General features: G+C 68.9%; 16 protein-coding genes. 2 read left to right on the forward strand and 14 right to left on the reverse strand.

Going from position 1 to position 20,549, the window contains the following annotated elements:
- The 8 genes from ACVKXF_RS12980 to ACVKXF_RS13015 all read right to left on the reverse strand — a co-directional run bounded on the left by ACVKXF_RS12980 (window position 1) and on the right by ACVKXF_RS13015 (window position 9,927).
- On the reverse strand, window positions 1–1,845 hold the full coding sequence (locus ACVKXF_RS12980) for a glycosyltransferase family 2 protein (RefSeq protein WP_456795944.1): 1,845 nt from the start codon (window positions 1,843–1,845) through the stop codon (window positions 1–3).
- On the reverse strand, window positions 1,764–3,008 hold the full coding sequence (locus tag ACVKXF_RS12985) for a polysaccharide pyruvyl transferase family protein (protein ID WP_456795945.1): 1,245 nt from the start codon (window positions 3,006–3,008) through the stop codon (window positions 1,764–1,766). Before ACVKXF_RS12985 ends, ACVKXF_RS12980 begins: the two co-directional genes overlap by 82 nt.
- Window positions 3,009–3,297: 289 nt before the next feature.
- A complete protein-coding gene (locus tag ACVKXF_RS12990; RefSeq protein WP_456795946.1) occupies window positions 3,298–3,804 on the reverse strand; it encodes an acyltransferase in 507 nt (168 codons plus the stop codon).
- A 197-nt stretch (window positions 3,805–4,001) separates the two neighbouring features.
- Window positions 4,002–5,207 (reverse strand): chondroitinase-B domain-containing protein, encoded by a 1,206-nt coding sequence (locus tag ACVKXF_RS12995; protein ID WP_456795947.1) that lies wholly within the window; start codon window positions 5,205–5,207, stop codon window positions 4,002–4,004.
- A gap of 11 nt (window positions 5,208–5,218) precedes the next feature.
- Window positions 5,219–6,709, reverse strand: a complete 1,491-nt coding sequence (locus tag ACVKXF_RS13000; RefSeq protein WP_456795948.1) for an SGNH hydrolase domain-containing protein — start codon at window positions 6,707–6,709, stop codon at window positions 5,219–5,221.
- Window positions 6,710–6,711: 2 nt separating this feature from the next.
- Window positions 6,712–8,238 (reverse strand): SGNH hydrolase domain-containing protein, encoded by a 1,527-nt coding sequence (locus tag ACVKXF_RS13005; RefSeq protein WP_456795949.1) that lies wholly within the window; start codon window positions 8,236–8,238, stop codon window positions 6,712–6,714.
- A 142-nt stretch (window positions 8,239–8,380) separates the two neighbouring features.
- Entirely contained in the window at window positions 8,381–9,061 is a 681-nt protein-coding gene (locus ACVKXF_RS13010) for an ABC transporter ATP-binding protein (protein WP_396290961.1), read from the reverse strand.
- A gap of 44 nt (window positions 9,062–9,105) precedes the next feature.
- A complete protein-coding gene (locus ACVKXF_RS13015; protein ID WP_396290960.1) occupies window positions 9,106–9,927 on the reverse strand; it encodes an ABC transporter permease in 822 nt (273 codons plus the stop codon).
- A gap of 157 nt (window positions 9,928–10,084) precedes the next feature.
- Between ACVKXF_RS13015 and ACVKXF_RS13020 the strand changes: the two genes are divergently transcribed.
- Together ACVKXF_RS13020 and ACVKXF_RS13025 are read left to right on the forward strand one after the other, a co-directional pair.
- The gene (locus tag ACVKXF_RS13020; RefSeq protein ID WP_456795950.1) at window positions 10,085–11,455 is read left to right on the forward strand and encodes a glycosyltransferase family 4 protein; all 1,371 of its coding nucleotides are present in this window, start codon (window positions 10,085–10,087) and stop codon (window positions 11,453–11,455) included.
- Window positions 11,452–12,906, forward strand: coding sequence for a glycosyltransferase family 2 protein (locus tag ACVKXF_RS13025; RefSeq protein WP_456795951.1), 1,455 nt, complete (start codon window positions 11,452–11,454; stop codon window positions 12,904–12,906). Before ACVKXF_RS13020 ends, ACVKXF_RS13025 begins: the two co-directional genes overlap by 4 nt.
- A 53-nt stretch (window positions 12,907–12,959) precedes the next feature.
- Here ACVKXF_RS13025 and ACVKXF_RS13030 read toward each other — a convergent pair whose 3' ends face one another.
- The 6 genes from ACVKXF_RS13030 to ACVKXF_RS13055 form a co-directional block, all read right to left on the reverse strand.
- Entirely contained in the window at window positions 12,960–13,769 is an 810-nt protein-coding gene (locus ACVKXF_RS13030) for a hypothetical protein (RefSeq protein ID WP_456795952.1), read from the reverse strand.
- Window positions 13,766–14,116 (reverse strand): DUF2200 domain-containing protein, encoded by a 351-nt coding sequence (locus ACVKXF_RS13035; protein ID WP_456795953.1) that lies wholly within the window; start codon window positions 14,114–14,116, stop codon window positions 13,766–13,768. Before ACVKXF_RS13035 ends, ACVKXF_RS13030 begins: the two co-directional genes overlap by 4 nt.
- A gap of 13 nt (window positions 14,117–14,129) precedes the next feature.
- Window positions 14,130–17,612 (reverse strand): DNA polymerase III subunit alpha, encoded by a 3,483-nt coding sequence (dnaE, locus tag ACVKXF_RS13040; RefSeq protein WP_456796046.1) that lies wholly within the window; start codon window positions 17,610–17,612, stop codon window positions 14,130–14,132.
- Window positions 17,613–18,093: 481 nt separating this feature from the next.
- Window positions 18,094–19,023, reverse strand: a complete 930-nt coding sequence (locus tag ACVKXF_RS13045; RefSeq protein ID WP_123312945.1) for an RluA family pseudouridine synthase — start codon at window positions 19,021–19,023, stop codon at window positions 18,094–18,096.
- On the reverse strand, window positions 19,020–19,742 hold the full coding sequence (gene lspA / locus ACVKXF_RS13050) for a signal peptidase II (RefSeq protein ID WP_456795954.1): 723 nt from the start codon (window positions 19,740–19,742) through the stop codon (window positions 19,020–19,022). Before lspA ends, ACVKXF_RS13045 begins: the two co-directional genes overlap by 4 nt.
- Window positions 19,743–19,744: 2 nt before the next feature.
- Complete coding sequence (locus ACVKXF_RS13055; RefSeq protein ID WP_340197015.1) at window positions 19,745–20,431, reverse strand: DivIVA domain-containing protein; 687 nt, start codon at window positions 20,429–20,431, stop codon at window positions 19,745–19,747.
- Between the last annotated feature and the right edge of the window lie 118 nt (window positions 20,432–20,549).

A 20,549-nucleotide genomic window follows, 5' to 3' on the forward strand; every position in this document is an offset into this window, starting at 1 on the left:
TCAGCGCCGAGGCACGACCTGCCGAACGACCTTCAGCGCCGCACGCGAAGCCGCAGCGCGACGACGTTCCAGGACCACCCGCCAATTGCGAGACCGGTCCCCGAGGACGCGGAGCGTGTCGAATCGTTCGGGAAGCGGGAGCTGCATCCGTGCCGTGACGACCGGGACCTCGACCGTCGCAGCCCCGATCGCGTACTCGCCCACAAGGTCCCAGCGGCCCAGAGCAACCCGGTGCGACGGCACGGCCACGGACCACCTCGCGGCTTCTGCCTCGGGTCGTATCCGGAACGTCCCCGCCGTACCCTGGGCGCGTGCGATGACCGTCAGGCGGACGTCGTCACCCAGCAGCTCGACTGGTCCACTGAGAACTGCACCGGTTCTGTCGAGGCGAACGTCGTCGACGACGAGTCGTGTGCGGATGCTGGTCGAGATCAGCCAGACCGCCCCTGGCTCGCGGAGCTGCAGAGCGCGGACGACCTGACGCACGGGGCCGCGCTTCACCGCGGCGAGGTCGATCGAGTCCGCCAGGCCAGCACCGGCCACCCGCTCGGTCAGCGCGTCGACGGCGTCGCGTCCGACATCGCGTGCGTGGTGCAGCAGGACGGTCGCCAAGCCGTCCGTCACGATTCGTTCGCGACTCACCTTGGGCAGGACATCGGTCCGGCGAGCGATGACCTCAAGGGCGTCGACCCAGGCGTCCAGCGTCTCCACGTCGTAGGTGTCCCGTTGTCGGGCATCTTCCTCGAGGCGGTTGAAGCGGATCGCCACGTCGAGTTCGCCGGCCATGACCAGGCACCACAACACCTGCTTGTGCGGCGTCGCAACCGGTAGTGACCAGTGCGGCGTGGCTTCCACCAGGTGCTCCAGCGCCGCGAGCGCTCCGCTTGCCCGGACACGATCGGACGAGACCGAACGGAGGAACCGGCTGAGGTGGAGCCAAGCATCGGCATCGAACACGAGCGATGAGTACGTCTTCGCGAGCCCGGTGTCCCCGTGCGCCGAGACGAGCTCGGCGCACGCTGCTTCTTGGGTGAAGTAGCTCACAGCCGCCGCGTCGGCTCCCGCGCGCGAGGTCATGGATCCGGTGCCGGGCCGGTCACGGTAGAGGTAGACACAGTCCGGCAGGACGTCGATGGTCCGCGCGGAGAGGTACGTGCGTGTCATCGGCACGATGTCGTTCGACCGTGGCACCTCCGGGAACTCGAGCCCGATCGCGGTCAGGAAGGTTCGACGGAAGACCTTGTTCCACACCGCTCGGCCCCGGATCAGCGCTGGCACGTCGGTGATCGTGGCCTCGGCTCGTGACTCGTCGAACACACGCCAGTTCTTCGACGGCTGCCAGGTCCGAACGGAGGAGAACTTCAGCCAGTCGCCGAACGCTATGTCCGAGCCCGACTCCTCGAGCGATGCGACCAGGCGCTCGTACGCTCCCGGGGGCACGATGTCGTCACCGTCCGCGAAAGCGATGTACTTGCCGCGAGAGACCGCCAGTCCCACATTGCGAGCGCCTGCGCCGCCTCGCTTGTGTGCACGGACGACCCGGACGCGAGGGTCCGCCGACGCGAAGTCGGTCAGACGCTCGAACGTTCCGTCGGAGGAATGATCATCGACGACGACGACCTCCATCGAAGTGAGGGTGCACTCGAGAACGCTTCCGAGGAGCTCGTCGATCCACGGTTCGACGTCGTGGGTCGGGATCACGACGGAGAGGAGCGGTTCCGTGTCGCGACGCAGATGGTCGTCCTGTGCCGGGAGCGGCGTACTCACGATGCTTCGATCTCCTTGTGGATGACGGCGAACCCTCGTCCTGTCCGGTCGACCCGGTAGGGCGAACCGTCGTGCCACCAGCGTGGGAACGTCATCGTGGGCGCCGACCTGACCACGACATCACGCGATCCACCAGGACCGTCGATGTGTACGACGAGGACCCAGTCGCCGTTCGGCGTCTCCGCGAGCGGGACCTCTGCTGACCACCGGACGGTTCCGATGGTGGGCTCGACCTCGTCCCAGATGACGTCTTCGACCGGGTGCCGGTCGAGGAGTCGGTCGTCCGCGATCAACAGCGACACCGTGAAGTCGTCGAGCCCGCCGTCGGGCAGCTGAAGACTCCCGCCGACCACGAGGCGCCCGTCGTCCCCCGCTCGCTGGACGTGGTCGAGTACCGAGTCCGCTCCCCGCACGTTCAGGATCGCACTTCGACGGAGCGCATCGCCGAGCCGGTACCTCGCCAGATCGCGAGTCCGATTCCAACGCTCGTCGACACCCTGGAGCATGCCGGCGGCGTCGAGTCGACGGACGTCGCTGACGACGCGCTCGAGTTCGGCGTCGTCCAGCACCATGGCTCGGTCTCGCAGCACCGGGACAGCGATCCTCCGCGCGATCTCCTTCCAGGCATCGAGAGTGGCCCCGGGCCGAGCAGTCAGCGCACGTTCGGTCGTCTCGGACACCACCGTCGCGAGAGACCGAACCGGGATGGACGCCGGAGGAGGATCGCCTGTCCAGAGCTCGCTCGGGAAGGCTTCGAGCAGCGCGGTCCGGTGCCGTACGTCCGGCGCCTCGGCCCCGCCGAGCGCGATCGCTTCCTCGACGCTCTCCGCGATGACGACGTCGGTGCGCCCGGTGCCCTCGTAGTAGTCGACGTACTTCACCGGGCTCTCCGTCGATGACCGGACAGCTCGGGCTGGGACTCCGTACGCCTCAGCCGTGATGATCGCGTGCAAGGACGTCCCCACGACGAGGTCGCCAGCAAGCAACTCCTCGATCACCTGCCAAGGCGCTCCGGTCGGACTCACCACGTGCTCGCCAGCAGCATCGAGTCCGACGTCGTTCACGTTCGGGACGACGACGACGGCATGTCGTTTGCGCTCGGGCGATGCCAACACCGCGGTCTCCGGGAACAGTGCGGGCAGGAGAACACCAGGGTCGCCGAAGCAGGGCGGAACGCTGCTGCCCTCCGACTCGAGGGCGACCGCGGTCAGTGGTCCTCGGACGGCTCGGACGTCGAACACCCGCCGTGGGTCCAGGCGACGGGGACGCAGTTTCGCGTTAACGCCGGAACCCCAGACGACATCGCCAGGCTCAGCGAACTGCATGATCGAACCGATGGTGAGCAAGGACGGCGGGCGCGCGTCCTGCTCGGCCGGGCTGCTCACGAGACGACGGGTGAGAAGGGGCCCGAGAAGGTCTCCGAAGTTGTCGACCCGGCCGCCGCCATCGGCACCGGGGTTCCATCGGACGACCCGGACGCCGTGGACGTCCTCCGCGTAGTCGTTCTCCACGACAGACAAGCCTATTGGTTCACCGACGCGGCGAGAGCCAGCGCCGGCGGCGGCCGTCCGGAACGCCCTGATCGGCTTCCGGAGGGTTCGGGATCGATTCGGCGCCGATCGTCCGAACGAGCCGCGCGGGCACACCGGCGACCACCGTGTTCGGCTGCACGTCCCGGTTGACCAGGGAACCGGACGCCACCACCGAACCGGCGCCGATCGTCACACCACCGAGCACCGTGACGTCCCCGCCGATCCACGCGCCGTCGTCCACCCTGATCGGCTTCGAGCTCTTCTTGCCAGCTCGCGACGCCCGGACCCCGATCTCGTGGCCCTCGGTGAGGAACCGAGTGAAGGGGCCGACCGCGACCCGCACGCCGAAGGTGACACCCGGTTTCACGTACACGTCGCGGTTGAGGAAGGTGCCGCGACCGATCGTGAGCGGCCCGAAGAGTTCCGCCCCACGGTAGATGTTCACGTCGTCCGCGAGCTCGATGGGAGCCTCGTCCGAACTGTGCATCCGGACGCGCTCGTCCACGCGGACACGTTCGCCGCGCCGGACGGACGAAGCGAACGTCGACGAAGGGAACAACTCGTTCCGGAGGCTCGCGACCTCGCGCTCGAGCCGGGCCACCGTGTCTCGGAGCTCAGCGGAGGTCGGCGGGGCATCACTGCACTCAGGGACAGCGGAACCCTCGTCTCCTGCCCTGCTGGATGTCGATCCCTCGGCGGCACTCATCCTGCGTACTGCCCGTAGTTCGCGAGCACAGCCGCCGACGACGCGCGCGCGGTGCAGTTGGCGATGGATCCGGTGTACGAGAACGGCGTCTTCGTGTTGTTCCTGGCGGTGAACAGGTGCGCGCTCACTCCGTAGTCCTCCGACACCGGCCTCGCGTAGCCCGACAAGAGCGAGTCCGTCGCCGCGTTCTTCCCCGGGGCCGCGAGCTGGTAGGTCTTCACCGCACCGTCGTACGGACCGGACCCGGATGGCAGCGCGATCACGTTGCGCTGGGCGACGACGGCCTGGGCCTTGAGTCCGATCGTGACGCCGGAGGCTGCCGCCAGCATCGTGTTGTAGCGGATCGACACGTTGCGCGGGCTTCCGTTGGCGGTGCTCGGTGTGCTCCCGGCCGCCTTGATGTTCGACCCACGCGGCGCTCCCGCGATGAGGTTCCTCTCGATGACGCCGCCGGTCGAGTAGATGCTCGACATGAGGTAGATGTTGTGATCGGTGCCCTGGGTGCCGGTCGCTCGATTGTCGTGGATGCAGTTCCCAGCGATCCGGAAGTCACGTGGCGCCGCCGCGCGGAGCGCACTGGCCGTCCCGGACGCAGTGGTCGCGTTGACGAGGAGGTTCGCGACTCCGGTCGATCCGGTCACTTCGTTGTTCCGGAAGGTCCAACCGACTCCGCCGGACATGAGCACGACTGCCTGCCCGCTCTTCTGGACAGCGGAGTTGTACAGGAACCGGATTCCCTGCACCGTCCAGTAGTCGGGCGAGGTCATGATGAGTGTGCCGCTGATCTGGACCCGCTCGCCCGGAGCCGCCTGCAGCACGATCGGTCGAGTACTGGTACCTCGCTCGATCCCCCAGCCGATCGCCTCCGCGTACGTTCCGGATCGAACCACGATCACGTCACCGGCGTGAGCCGAGCGCACGGCCGCCTGCACCGTCCGCAGCGGAGCGGTCGCACTCGGCTCAGGGCACGCGTCCTGGTACGGGGGCCGCGAAGCCGGGTCCTTCAGGCAAGGAACACGGGAGTACTGCTTGTACGAGTCGGTGCCGGTGGTCGACACGTAGAGGTACCGTCCGCCCGCCGACGGGCTGGCCAGCGACGTCGATCCCACGCCGTACTGAACAGTGCTGGCCGCGCGCGCCGGCGCGATGTCGATCGCAGTCACCGCGCTCACCACGAGTGCCGTGACGAGCGCGAGGATCATCGAGGGCCTTTTCACAACGAGCCTGCCATCTCCTGGACGAGGTACGGGACGAGCGTTCGGACGAAGGTTGCCGACATGTGGTGCCGGTCACGGTAGGCCATCACGTGACCGATGACCACGGGGCATCGAGCCGCGTCGCACATGCGGCCGGTCTGGTCGATGAGCACTGCACCCGGCGTCGATGCCGCAGCCGCGCGCAAGGGGTCCTGCACCGCGAAGGCCGAAGACTTCGTGGTCGCACACTTCGTTGCGGTCGAAGCGGTCTTCGAACCCACTGCGCAGGAGATGGCGGCCTCGGACTGCATCGGGTCGTCAGCCACGGCGATGACCTTCGTCCCCTTCGCGATGAGCGGCTTCCACGCGGCGGAGAATGACGCCGGGTCCACCGAGTCACTTCGCAGGGCAGTGACGACCACGACGTCGTACCCGCCTGCCGCAAGCCGCTTCGCGAGGTCGGTCCGCCGCTTCTGGCACGGATCCCCTGCACTCGTCGAAGCGAGCACGCAGCCCCGGCCGACGAAGGAGTCCACCCGCCAGTTCAGCGTCGATGCAGTCGCTTTCAGACCCGACAAGAGCATCGCGCCGTGCGAGTCCCCGGTGACCGCTACCCGGAGTGCGTCCGCACGGGACGAACCGTACCGGCACGACGGCACGGGCACCGAGACGTCCGAGGTGTAGCAGGAGAAAGCTCCCTGCGTGTCCTTCTCGGATTCGGCGGGCTTGGGCGAAATGGTGTCGCCCCATCGGGAACCGTCGCACGTCGGAGTCGCCCCTGCGTCGGCACCCCAGCACTGCTTGCCGTCGTCGAGCTTCGCGGTCGCGGCCCCGTAGGCACCAGCTCGCAGCACGCCGCTCGCCTTGACGATGAGTCCGTCACCGGACGGGACGACCATGCGGTAGGCGCCGGCACCCCAACGAGTGACCTTGACCGGGATGGAGACACCTCCGCCCGTCTTCGCGTAGGACTGCCCGGCGAACGTCCAACCCGTCGGGGTCCACTGCTCGACCTTCACCCGTTTGCCTGCCAGACCGCCGTGGAGCCGACCGGTGAACTCGCGCACAGCACCGACTGCGACGTCCGCCGTTCCCGCCGCCGCCGCATCGTAGAGCTGTGGCTGGACCTGGACCCGCACCACCGCACTCGCGACCGTCGACGAGCCGACGGCGGCCCGTGCCCGGAACTGGCCGCCCTTGAGTGCCTGCAGCGAAGTCGACCAGGTGCCGGTCGCCGTGGACTTGACCGCAGCGACTGCTCGCCACGAGCCCGTGCTGGCGAGGTCACGCGACTCGACCGTGACCGCTGCAGCGACGGGTGCGCTGGCGCTGCGCACCGTGCCGGACAAGGTGATGCCCTGTCCGTAAGCGGCACCTGTCGTCGACGACCGGAGCGACACCGCCGAAGTGCTCGCTGCGGTCGCGGGCGAAGCGAGCCCGAGGCCCGCCAACGCCACGGCCGCAGCCGTCAACAGGACCGTGGAACGTCCTCGAGCACGGTTCATCATGGTCAGGCCCCTCGTCTGATCTGGTCGAGTGCGTTCAGCACGTACGGTCCGAGTGTGGCACTCCACGTTCCCGAGATGTGATGGCGATCTCGGAAGACGATGACGCCGCCGATGACGAGCGGGCAGGCGTCAGCCGTGCAGTAGTGCGATGTCAGGTCGACCAGCGACGCGCCGGGCGAGGCCCGCACGGCGGCCGCGAGCGGATCGATCCCCCCGAGCGCGAACGTGCGCGACGTCGAGCACTGCTGCGCTGCGAACGCTCCCCCGGTCGTGGTGCAGGCGACCAACTCGTCGGTGAGGTACGGCTGGTCTGCGATGGCCACGACCTTTGCCCCTGATGCCAGCACGGGCGCCCAGGCCCTCCGGTAGCCCTCCGACGTGGCTGCGGCCCCCGCGCTCCCCGCGGAACTGCGGGGCTGACGGAGCCCTGCGACGACCACCATGTCGTAGTCGCCGGCCAGGAGTCGTCGCTCGATGTCGGCCGACCGTGGCGCGCAGGGGTCACCGGCGGATTGCCCCAACCACCGACAGGTGACGCCGAGGAACGTGTCGAGGTGCCAGTTGCGCGCACTGAGGCGATTTCGGATGCCGGCGACGTAGCCAGCCGCATGCGAGTCACCGACCAGCGCGACCCGGTACGCGGTCTTCTGCGTCGAGCCGTAGCTGCAGCTCGGGACCAGAGCGGTACCGTCCGCCGTCCAGCACCCCTTCGCGAATGCTCCGCCGGTGTCGGCCGAGAGCCCCGCCGCGTCCGTCGTCGGCAGCGCGAGTCCATCGAGTGCGCGGTTGGTGCACGTCGCTGTCGCAGGCGCGCCTGCGGCACCGACGCACGTCGTCTTCGCGGACAGGGCGTCCACGGAAGCGACGGTGGTGAGCTGTTGGACCGGACCGAGCTTCGAGATGAGACCGCCGGAAGCAGGAAGGTAGACGCGCATGGCGGTGTCGCCGGCGGCGACGCGGAACGGCAGGACGAACGTCCCGCCCTTGGCGACGCGTGTGACGGTCGAGTCGACCCATTTCCCGCCTCGCAGGACGACGAGTTTGACGCGTTGACCCGCGAGCTGTGCGTAGACGGCGGCGCTCGCGGACTTCTCTGCTCCGGCAACCGCGTACGAGCGTGCGGCCGGGACCGACGAGTAGATCTGTGCTTGCACGGCCACCGGCAGGTACGCGCTTGCGGCTGCACCGTGGCCGGCGGTCTTGACGACCTCTGCCTTCAGCTTGTAGCTCGTGGTCGGGGTGAAGCCGAACGTCCACTTCCCGGTGCTCGATGAACGCGTCGTCCCGATCAGCACCCAGGTCGTCTTCCCAGACGGCATGCCGACGATGCGCACGTCCTCCGTGACCGGGCGATTGGACACCGACACGGACCCGGTGATGGTGACGTTCTTGCCGAGAGCGACGCCGCTGGCGTTCGCGCTGGCGGTCACCTTGGTGGCTGGGGCTGCGGCGTAGGCGGTGGCACCGCTTCCCCCGACGATCATCGCGACGATCGAGAGCAGAGCGAGCGTCCCGAGGGACCGGAGCATTCGAGGACGAACGGTGGCCGGTTCCCCGGAGAGACGGGTGTTCAGGACAGACTCGTTTCAGAAGGGAACGAACAGTTTCGGCAGAATCATAGGTGATTCTGAGTCAACTAAAGGTCACGATCGCCGACGGGCGCAACCTCGATCAGACCGTGGCGTTGTACGCGTCGATGACCGGCGTCGCGTCGCCCGCGCCACGCAGCTGCCCCGCGTCGAGCCAGGCGACCTGATCGCACATGTCGCGGACCGTGCTCATCGAGTGGGACACGAGGATCACCGTCCGGCCCTCTTCACGCATCTCGCGGAACTTCGTGCGGCAGCGCTTCTGGAAGGTCGCGTCACCGACAGCGAGCACCTCGTCGACCACGAGCACGTCGGGAGTCCCAGCCACGGCCACCGAGAAGCCGAGTCGGACGTACATGCCGGACGAGTAGTTCTTCACGGGTTGGTCGATGAAGTCGCCGACGCCCGCGAACGAGACGATCTCGTCGAACTTGCGAGTCACTTCCTTCTTCGTCATGCCGAGGATGGAGCCGTTGAGGAACACGTTCTCACGACCGGACAGCTCGGGGTGGAAGCCTGATCCGACCTCGAGGAGCGACGCCTGGCGACCATGGACCTGGATGCGCCCCTGGTCCGGGTACAGGATCTTCGCGAGGCACTTGAGCAGCGTCGACTTCCCGCTCCCGTTCCGGCCGATCAAGCCGAACGTACTTCCGCGAGGAACTTCGAACGACACGTCCTTGAGCGCCCAGAAGTCCTCGTGGACCGACTTCCGTCCGCGCATCACCGCACTCTTCAGGGTGTTGTTCTGCTCGTGGAACATGCGGAACCTCTTGGCGAGGTGCTCCACGGAGACAGCGACGTCGTTCACAGCAGTTCCGCCAACTTCTTCTCGTTCCGGGAGAACACCACGTAGCCGATCGCCAGGCTCGCGCATGCCCACACCAGGCAGGCGAGCAGATCGCCCCACTCGGGCAATCGGTTGTCGTACATGAGGTTCCGGAAGACGGTGGAGAACCGCTCGATCGGGTTGAGCCGGTACAGCGTGAGGATCCACGGGTGCCCCGCCTTGTCGGCGGCGTCCTCGACGAGCGAGATCGGGTAGATGATCGGCGACAGGTACATCCACATCTGGAGCGCGATGCCGACGAGGTGCTGCATGTCACGGAAGTGCACGTTGACGATGGCGAGGACGAGTCCGACACCGCAGGAGAACATGGCCAGGAGCAGCATCGTGATGACGATGACCGGCAGGTAGACCCAGAAGTTCGAACCGGCGATCGCGAGGGCGATGAGGAGCACACCCATCTCGACCAGCCAGGTGAACCCGAAGGAACCGACCGCGGCGATCGGGAGGGCCATCCGCGGGAAGTAGACCTTCTTGATCAGCGACCCGTTGGCCACGATCGAGGTCATCCCGGAGTTGATGACGTTGCGCGCGAAGATCCACGGCAGCAAGCCGCACATGAGCCACAGCGGGTAGATGCTCAGTCCGCTGGGGTCGCCGACCTCGAGCCGCGCCCGGAAGATGAACGAGTACACGATCGTGTAGATCAGCATCGTCGCGAGCGGGTTGATCAGGGACCACAGCTGCCCGAAGACCGTGCGGCGGTACTTGCCCTTGACCTCACGGGCGGTGAGGTTCGCCAGCAACTCGCGCGACGACATGAGCTCGTTCAGGTACGTCATGCTTCGGGTGCTGGCTCCTCCGGGGCGCAACGGAGCGCTCCTCACAGGGATTCGGGGACGAGACATTCTCGCACAGTCGTTGTCTTCTGCATGTTCGAACGGACCCGCGCGGCATCGACATGACGAAGACTCGCCCAAACGTTTGTAGGCTGACACGGTGATCGTCAGCTTCGCCAACCACTCGACGGCGCCCGTCAACCTCGGCGGCGCGGAGCGGTCCCTCCTCCGGTTCGTCGAGGACTGGCTGGCGATCGACCCGACGATGACCCCGACCTTCGTCACGAAAGCCCCGAAGGGCAAGTTCATCGAGGCGCTCGACGACCGCGGCTGGTCCTACGACGCCCTGCGGTTCCGCGGGTGGGCGCTGCCGAGCCCGCAGCCGGCTCCGGCCGCGGAACGCGCGGCGTTCGCCACCGTCGACTACGCCGCGGTGAACGCGATCATCCGCCTGTACGAGCGGCAGCGCCCGGACCTCGTGGTCACGAACACCCTCGTCGCACCGTGGGCGTCCTTCGCCGCCGCGGTCCTCGGGATCCCGCAGGCGTGGTTCGTCCGCGAGTACGGCGACCTCGACCACGGGCTGCAGTTCCAGACCGGGCGTGCGGGTGTCCTCGGTGACATCGGCCTGCTGTCCGGTGCCGTCGTGACCAACTCCGAGGCGATGCGCGAGCACCTGGCGCAGTACATCCCCACCGACAAGCTCTCCGTCGCGTACCCGACGGTCGACACCGAGCGCCTCCTGGCCTCGAAGGACGAGACGCCGGCGGTCGCGCCGTTCCCACAGGCCGAGCCCGGCCTCCGGATCACGGTCCTCGGCCGTGTCGAGGAGTCGAAGGGCCAACACCGTGTCGTGGACGCCCTGGGTGCGCTGCACGAGCGCGGGGTCGCCGCGAGCGTCTGCTTCGTCGGCAGTTGGAAACACCCCGGCGAGGACCAGCGCCTGACCGAGCGCGCCCGCGCGCTCGGCGTCGCCGACCGTGTCGTGTTCGCGGGCGAGCAGCACACGCCCGCCCCGTTCATCGAGGCTGCGGACGTCTGCATCACCCCGTCGACGATCGAGGCCTTCGGTCGCACGACGGCCGAGTACATGACCCTGGGCAAGGCGGTCGTCGCGACCCGCCAGGGCGGGAGCGCCGAGCTCGTCGACGACGGCGTCACCGGCGTGCTCGTGGACGCCGACGACGTCACGGCGCTCACGGACGCGCTCGCGACGTACGCGGCGGAGCCGGAGACGGCCAGGAGGCACGGCGCGGCTGCTCCGGACCGGCTCGCGTCGGTCACCGGCGCGGGTCACGACAACGCGGCGGCGATCGCACGTCTGGTCGCGCTGGTCGGCACCGAGGGCTACCGACTCCCCCAGGCTGCGCGGTACTGGTTCGAGCTCCCCGGTGCCTACGCCTCGCTCGGCGCCACGAGTGCGCGCGCCGCGCTCGGCCTGCTCGCGAACCGTGTTCGCGCCCGCTCCGGGACGGTCGGCCGACTCCTCGCCCGACCGGGTGTGGTCGCACGGAAGCTGGTGCGCCGATGAGCCGCGACCGGCGTCCGGTGACGATCGTCGTCCCGATCTACGACGACCTCCCCGGCCTCGAGCGCTGCATCCAGGCGCTCCTCGAGACCGTCGACTTCTCGGTCGACCGGGTCCTGCTGGCCAACGACGTCGGACCCCACGTCGACGCCATCGAGGCCCGCGTCCTCGAACTCGTCGGTGAGCACCCCGGCTTCGAGTACACCCGCAACCCGCGCAACCTCGGGTTCGTCGGCAACTGCAACCGCGCCGTCCTCGAGCTCGACCGGACCGGCAACGACGTCCTGCTGCTGAACAGCGACACGGTGCCGATGCCGGGCTTCCTCGACGAGATGACCGCCGTGCTGGCGTCCGACGACGCGATCGGGGTGGTGTGTGCCCGGAGCGACAACGCGACCATCGCGTCGTTCCCCTACGCCCGGCGCAACCCCCGGGCGACGCTGCCCCCGCGCCGCACGCGCGAGCTGCACGGCCGGACGAAGTACCTGCTCCCCCGGCACACGGTCTCGCCCGTGGCGATGGGCTTCTGCTTCCTCATCCGGCGCGAGGTGATCGACCGGTTCGGCCTGTTCGACGAGGTGTTCTCCCCCGGCTACGGCGAGGAGAACGACTTCTGCCTGCGCATCAACGAGCACGGCTACACGTCGGTGCTGGCGAACCGCGCGCTCGTCCTGCACACCGGCTCGACGAGCTTCAGCGGCGACCGCGGCCCCTCACTCCGCCTGGAGCACGAGCGCATCCTGCTCGAGCGGTACCCGTTCTACGCCGGGGCCGTCGCGCTGTTCCTCGCCCGCTACCGTGACGCCGTCGACGTGTTCGCCGACGCGTTACTGCCCGACGACGACGTCGTGCGCGTGGCCCTGCACCTGCCGACGGAGATCACCCCGGAGGTCGTGGCACGTGTCCGTGACACCCTCGCGGCTGCGGCGGACGACGTGGTCGTCACGGTCATCGTCTCGAAGGCGCAGATCCGGTCGGCACGGCAGGCGTTCCCCGGAGCCCTCATCGCCGTCGGCGGCCGTCCTCGCCAGATCTTCGACGTGGCCGTCGCGCTCGGGGCGTTGACGACCTTCGCGCAGCTGTCCGCGCTCAACGCCAACGCGCCGCGCTGGATCCTCGTCGACCCGGTCTCCCACGACATCCGATGGTCGCACGCGGTCGCGAACCACCGTGCGTCGGCGATCGACCGCATCCTCCGTCGCTTCGAGAACCAGAGCACGTCCTGGCGCGGCGGCGACGGACTCGTCGAGTTGATCCGGATGGCGGCCGACACCGAGATCGACCCCGCATCGCTCCGCGCGCGCTGGCACGCCGTCTCGGACATCGCCGAGGCGACGGGTCTGCTCGTCCACCGGGCGACCGTGTCGCTCCGCCGGCTCACGGCCCTGAGCTTCGGGGCCCGGAACCCACGCATCGTCGCGCGGATCCGCGCGATCACCGGGCGCGGCGCCTGAGACGACGCCCCTGCTGACGGGAGGCCCGTGGCGGCCCCGCCACGGGCCTCCCGTCAGACGACCGCGTCGATGACCGGACGGTGGCGTCCGACGCTCGTCGCGTCCCACGCACCCAACAGGTGCAGCGTCGCGATGCGGAACGCGAGGGCCCGGACCAGCAGCTGCCGCCACTCGGGCTCACCGGCTCCGAGCGTGTCGAGTCGCTCGACCGCGACGCCGTGCCAGCACACCGCGTCGACGGCCGCGATCGCGGTGCCGAACGCCGCCGGACGCCAGTACGGCGGCCAGTCGATGATCGTCGGTGCGGACCCCTCGGCGAACAGCACGTTGCCGAGCAGGTCACCGTGGACCAGCTGCGACGGCGAGTGGACCGGACGGAACGACGCCGCGAGCCGGTCGAGGGTGGGGTCCGTCGGCAGCGGTTCCTCGCCCCACGCCATCCGGTCGGCACGGGCCCACGGGGCCGTGGCGGCTCCGGTGGTGGACGCCGTGCCGAGGAACGCTGGTCGATCGACGCCGGCGACCGCGCGGTGGAAGGCACGGCCTGCCTGGACCACGTCCTCGACGCGGGACTCGTCGGCTCGACCGGCGACGAACTCCCAGGCCTCCCAGTCCCCCGACCGCCAGCTCCCGTCGTGGGTGGCCACGGGTCGGGGTGTGCGGAACCCCGCCGAGTGCTCGAGCTCGGCCAGGAGGTCGGCACGCCAGTCGGTCACCGCCGGGCCGTCGTGCGGACGGAGCACGACGCCGCCCGCGCGCCAGGTCAGTCCGCGCCCGCCCGTGAGCGGCACCGGCGTGGACGCTCCCACACCGAACGCGTGCAGCGCTCCGGCGTCGGGAGCGACCAGCTCGGTGCCGTTCACGCGCTCCGCAGCACCTTCGTCATCGGGCGGCCCCTCGCGACCTCGTCGACGAGCTTGTCGAGGTACCGGATCTGCCGCATGAGCGGGTCGTCGAGTTCCTCGATGCGCACACCGCAGATCACGCCGGTGATCAGCGGCGCGTTCGGGTGCAAGTGCGCGGCGGCGAAGAAGTCCTCGAACGTGGTCTCATCGGCAAGGTGTCGCGCGAGCGCCGCCTCGTCGAAGCCGGTCAGCCACCGGATGACGGTGTCGAGCTCGGCCTTCGTCTGGCCCTTCCGCTCCACCTTCGCGAGGTAGTGCGGGTAGACCGCCGCGAAGGGCGTCCCGAAGATCCGGTGTCCGGCCACGCTCACACCCCTGCTACACCAGGCACCGCGGCCCGAGCAGGCTCTTCAGCTCGCCGAACAGGTCGGGTGTCAGGTTCACCGGGAACGGCAGCTCGAACGTGCGCGCGACGTCGTCCTTGAGCAGCTTCAGCCGGACCTCGGTCTCCCCCTGGTGCCGTCCGAGCACGGCTGCGAGCTCCGTCACGGTGGACGTGGTCGCCTGCCGCTCCGGCAGCGACAACGTGAGCGGGCCGGAGCCCATCGCGTCGCCGATCGCCGGCTGGAACATGCTCACCGCGTGCAGGGCCTTGCCGTCGTCGCGGACGTTCACACGACCGCGCAGGACCACGATCGAGTCGGCCACGAGCGACGGCCCGAACTCCTGGTAGGTCTTGCCGAGGAACATCACGCCGATCTGGCCGCCGAAGTCCTCGATGTCGACGATGCCGTACGGGTTGCCGCTCGTCTTCGCCACCCGGTGCTGCACGCTCGTCAGCAGCCCCGCGACCGTGACGGTCTCACCCTCGATCGAGTCGTCGGCCGCGATGAGGTCGGCGATGGTGATCGACTGGTGCTTCGCGAGCTCGATCTCGAGCCCCGCGAGCGGGTGGTCCGAGACGTAGAGCCCGAGCATGTCGCGCTCGAACGCGAGCTTGTCGCGCTTGGACCACTCCGGACGGTCGGGCACCTGCGACACCGGACCGGTGGCCGGCGACTCCTCGGCGACCTCGGCGAACAGGGAGTCGAAGTCGAAGCCGACGTTGCCGTGGGCCTCGTCGCGCTTGACCTTGACGGCGCCCTCGACCGCGCCCTCGTGGATCTCGACCAGGGCGCGGCGGGAGTCGCCGAACTCGTCGAACGCACCCGCCTTGATGAGCGACTCGACCGTGCGCTTGTTCGCCGACGAGATCGGGATCTTGCGCAGGAAGTCGTGGAACGACTCGAACGCACCCTTCTCGGTACGGGCCTTCACGATGTCGTCGACGACGTTGAACCCGACGTTGCGGATCGCGCCCATGCCGAAGCGGATGTCCTCACCGACGGCCGCGAAGAAACCGATCGACTCGTTGACGTCCGGCGGCATGACCTTGATGCCCATGCGGCGGCACTCGTTCAGGTACAGCGCGAGCTTGTCGCGGGCGTCGCCCACCGAGGTGAGCAGCGCCGCCATGTACTCGGCCGGGTAGTGCGCCTTGAGGTACGCGGTCCAGAACGACACGACGCCGTACGCGGCGGAGTGCGCCTTGTTGAACGCGTAGTCGGAGAACGGCAGCAGGATGTCCCACAGCATCTTGATCGCCGCGGCCGAGTAGCCGTTGTCCTGCATGCCCTTCTCGAAGCCCGCGTACTGCTTGTCGAGCTCGGACTTCTTCTTCTTGCCCATCGCGCGGCGGAGGATGTCCGCCTGGCCGAGGGAGAACCCCGCGACCTTCTGCGCGATGGCCATGACCTGCTCCTGGTAGATGATCAGGCCGTAGGTGCCGCCGAGGATCTCCGACAGCGGCTCTTCGAGCTCCGGGTGGATCGGCGTGATCGCCTGCTCGCCGTTCTTGCGGAGGGCGTAGTTCGTGTGCGAGTTCGCACCCATGGGGCCCGGGCGGTACAGGGCGATGAGCGCGGAGATGTCCTCGAAGTTGTCGGGCTTCATCAGGCGCAGCAGCCCACGCATGGGTCCACCGTCGAGCTGGAAGACACCGAGCGTGTCACCGCGCTGCAGGAGCGCGTACGCCTCGGGGTCCTCGAGTCCCATGGTCTCGAGGTCGAGCTCGATGCCACGGTTGCTCTTGATGTTGTCGAGGGCGTCACTGATGATCGTGAGGTTGCGGAGCCCCAGGAAGTCCATCTTGATCAGGCCGAGCGACTCCGCTGCCGGGTAGTCGAACTGCGTGACGACCTGGCCGTCCTGCTCCCGCTTCATGATCGGGATGATGTCGATGAGCGGGTCGCTCGACATGATGACGCCGGCCGCGTGCACGCCCCACTGGCGCTTCAGCCCCTCGAGTCCGAGAGCGGTGTCGAAGACGGTCTTCGCCTCGGGGTCGGTCTCGACCACGGTGCGGACGTCGACGGCTTCCTTGTAGCGCGGGTGGTCCTTGTCGAAGATCCCGGTGAGCGGGATGTCCTTGCCCATCACGGGCGGCGGCATGGCCTTCGTGAGCTTCTCGCCCATGCCGAACGGGAACCCGAGCACGCGCGAGGAGTCCTTCAGCGCCTGCTTCGCCTTGATCGTGCCGTACGTGACGATCTGCGCGACGCGTTCGGACCCGTACTTCTCGGTGACGTACTTGATCGCCTCACCGCGGCGCCGGTCGTCGAAGTCGACGTCGAAGTCGGGCATCGAGACGCGGTCCGGGTTCAGGAAGCGCTCGAAGATGAGCCCGTGGCGGATCGGGTCGAGGTCGGTGATGCGCATCGCGTAGGCGACCATCGACCCGGCACCGGAACCACGGCCCGGGCCGACGCGGATGCCGTTGTTCTTCGACCAGAGGATGAAGTCGGAGACCACCAGGAAGTACCCGGGGAACCCCATCTGGTTGATGATGCCGACCTCGTAGTCGGCACGCTCCTGGACCTCGGCCGGGATGCCGCCCGGGTACCGGTACTCCAGCCCCTTCGCGACCTCCTTCTCGAACCAGGAGTGCTCGGTCTCCCCCTCGGGCACCGGGAACTTCGGCATGTAGTTGGCCGAGGTGTCGAACTCGACGTTGCACCGCTCGGCGATCAGCAGGGTGTTGTCGCACGCCTCGGGGTTGTCGCGGAAGACGTGCCGCATCTGCTGCGGGGACTTCAGGTAGAACTCGTCGGCGTCGAACTTGAAGCGGTTCGGGTCGTTCAGTGTCGAGCCCGACTGCACGCAGAGCAGGGCGGCGTGCGACTTGGCGTCGTGCGAGTGCGTGTAGTGCAGGTCGTTCGTGCCGACCAGCGGGATGTCGAGGTCCTTCGCCAGCCGGATGAGATCGCTCATGATCCGGCGCTCGATCTCGAGCCCGTGGTCCATGACCTCGGCGAAGTAGTTCTCCTTGCCGAAGATGTCGCGGTAGTCGGCGGCGGCCTTGACGGCTTCGTCGTACTGGCCGAGGCGCAGGCGCGTCTGGACCTCGCCCGAGGGGCAGCCCGTCGTGGCGATGATGCCCTCGTGGTACTCCTGCAGCAGCTCGATGTCCATGCGCGGCTTGAAGTAGTAGCCCTCGAGCGAGGCCTTCGACGACAGCCGGAACAGGTTGTGCATGCCCGTGGTGTTCTCGGCGAACATCGTCATGTGCGTGTACGAGCCGGCGCCGGAGACGTCGTCGCCACCGCCGTCGCCCCAGCGCACACGGGTCTTGTCGGTGCGGTGCGTCCGGGGCGTGATGTACGCCTCTGTCCCGATGATCGGCTTCACGCCGCCGGCCTTGGCGGCCTTCCAGAACTCGAAGGCGCCGAACATGTTGCCGTGGTCGGTCACCGCCACGGCCGGCATGCCCTGCGCAGCGGTCTCCTGCACGAGGTCGCCGAGCCTGGCCGCGCCGTCGAGCATCGAGTACTCGCTGTGCACGTGCAGGTGGACGAAGGAGTCGGAATCCGCCACGGAACCTCCGGTCGAACGAGCTGCTTGCGGGACGCGAACAGCCTAACCGCGACCGAGGACAAACCCGCGCGCGTCGGAGCGGTCTCCCGCCGAGGTCGCACGACACGCCGCACGCAGTCCGGCGAGGGTGCAGGAACCGACGTGTGGCGGGCGCGAGGTGTGCAGATCGTGGCCCCTCGGCGGTGGAGTCCGCGCGTGGCGGGCGGGAGGCACGGGGCGGGGCCGAGACGGGCCTCCCGGCCGGAGCCCGCGCGCGACACGCCCGTGGCGCCCCCGTTGAGGTTCCACGACATGCCGCCCGCGCATCGCCGAGGTTCCACGAACCGGTGCCGAGCGCGCCGACATGCCGAGATTTCGGAACCTCGACGGACCACGCGGCGACACGACACGGACGGACGAAGCGACCGAGCGGGGCCGGCGCGCGCCCGCGTCAGGACGAGGCGGCGCGGATCCGGTCGAGCGCGAGGCGCAGGTCGTCCGGGTACTCCGCCCGGAACGACACCCACTCACCGGTGCGCGGGTGGTCGAACCCGAGGCGCACGGCGTCGAGCCACTGGCGCGTCAGCCCGAGCTCCTGCGCGAGCGCCGGGTCCGCGCCGTACATCGTGTCGCCGACCAGTGGGTGGCGCGTCGCCGCCATGTGCACGCGGATCTGGTGGGTGCGCCCGGTCTCCAGGTGCACCTCGAGCAGGGTTGCCGAGCGGAACGCCTCGAGCGTCTCGTAGTGGGTGACGCTCGGCTTGCCGTCGGCGGTGACCGCGAACTTCCAGTCGCTCGACGGGTGCCGGCCGATGGGGGCGTCGACGGTGCCGGAGGTCGGGTCGGGGTGCCCCTGCGCGAGCGCGTGGTAGACCTTCTCGACCGTGCGCTCCTTGAAGGCACGCTTGAGGTGCGTGTAGGCGAGCTCGGTCTTCGCGACGACCATCAGCCCGGACGTGCCGACGTCGAGGCGGTGCACGATGCCCGCGCGCTCCGCGGCACCCGAGGTCGCGATCGTGAAGCCGGCGGCCGCCAGACCCCCGGGCACGGTCGGACCGTCCCAACCGGGCGAGGGGTGTGCGGCGACGCCGACGGGCTTGTCGACGACGACGATGTCCTCGTCGTCGTGCACGATCGTCATCCCCGGCACGACCGCCGGCACGATGCGTGGCGGCTCCTTCGGGGACCACTCGACCTCGAGCCACGAGTCGGCGTGCAGGCGGTCCGACTTGTCGACGGGGACACCGTCGACCCGGACCCCGCCGGCTGCGACGACGTCGGCCGCGAACGACCGGCTGAACCCGAGGAGCTTCGCGATGGCGGCGTCGACACGCTCGCCGGCGAGCCCGTCGGGGACGGGGAGTGAACGCGACTCGGTCACGTGGCGTCGTGCCCCAGCGTGTCGCGACGGTCCGGACGGGAGGCCCGCTCCGGCTCCGCCACGTCGGCGACGGGCGATCCCACGCCGGCTTCGGGCGATGTCGCGTCCGCTGCGGACGATCCCGCGTCCGCTGCGGGGACCGAGAAAGCGGCCCCGCCGTCGAGCGGCTCCGTCGTGTCCGCCTGCGCCGCGCGCTTCGCCGAGACCGTGCGGGACCCGTCGAGGTTCACCCCGAGGATCACCAGCAGCACGAAGACCACCATGCTGATGCAGATGAACGAGTCGGCGACGTTGTAGATCGCCGGCATCATCCACGGGGTGGAGATGAAGTCCACCACGTGGCCTCGGCCGAAACCGGGTTCACGGAAGAGTCGGTCGATCAGGTTGCCGAGCGCACCGCCCAGCAGCATGCCGAGCACGACGGCCCACCACATCGAGCGGATCCGGCGGGAGTAGATGATGATCGCGACGACGACCGCGGCCGAGATGACCGAGAACACCCACGTCATGTTCACCGCGAAGGAGAACGCCGCTCCGGGGTTCCGCACGTACAGGAACTGGAGCGCCCCGCCCAGGACCGGGACGGGGGTGCCGTAGGGCAGGTTCGCGACGACCAGCGCCTTGGCGACCTGGTCGAACGCCACCACCACGACAGCGGCGAAGGCCAGTGCCGCGATAGCGCGGACACTGACCTTCGCTCGTGTTGCTGGTCGCGACAACGTCAGTTGCCGAAGCCCTGCGCCGATGCCGGCGCCGGGGTGAGACCGGACTGCTCGTTCGAGGAGTCGAGCTCGGAGAGCTGCCCCTGGATGTAGCTCTTGAGCTGGGCGCGGTAGTCGCGCTCGAACGTCCGGAGCTCGTCGATCTTGCCCTCGAGCTGGCGCTGCTCCTGCTCGAGCACCTGGACACGCTGACGGTTCGTGTTCTCGGTGTCGGCGATGATCTGGCGCTGCTTCGCCTCGGCCTCGGAGACCAGACGCGCTGCCTGGGCGGTGCCCTCGGCGATGAGCGCGTCGCGCTTCTCGATGCCTTCGCGGACGTGCTCCTCGTGGAGACGGCGCGCGAGCGTCAGGAGGTTCGTGGTGCCCTCGGTGTCCTCGTCCGCCGGGACCGTGGTCGCCGGGGCGGCCGCTGCGACCGGAGCGGGCTCGGGAGCCGCCTCGACCGGGGCCGGCACGGGCTCCGGCTCGGGCTCGGCCGCCGGAGCGGGCTGCTCGGTCTGCGCCGACTGCGGAGCGGACTCGGCCGCCTGCAGGCGCTGGCGGAGCTCGTCGTTCTCCGCGGTCAGGCGGCGCAGCTCGACCACGACCTCGTCGAGGAAGTCGTCGACCTCGTCCTGGTCGTAGCCCTCGCGGAACTTCGTCGGCTGGAACCGCTTGTTGACTACGTCTTCCGGCGTCAAAGCCATTGCCGTCACCTCAATAGAACTGCTGAACGTGTGGAACCACTTGCGTCGCGACCGAATCTACCAGTCGCGCCCTGTGGTGCGGATGCCGCGCCGGAGGCGAGCATCGATCCCGACCACC

It is taken from the genome of Curtobacterium sp. PvP017 (assembly GCF_054060195.1).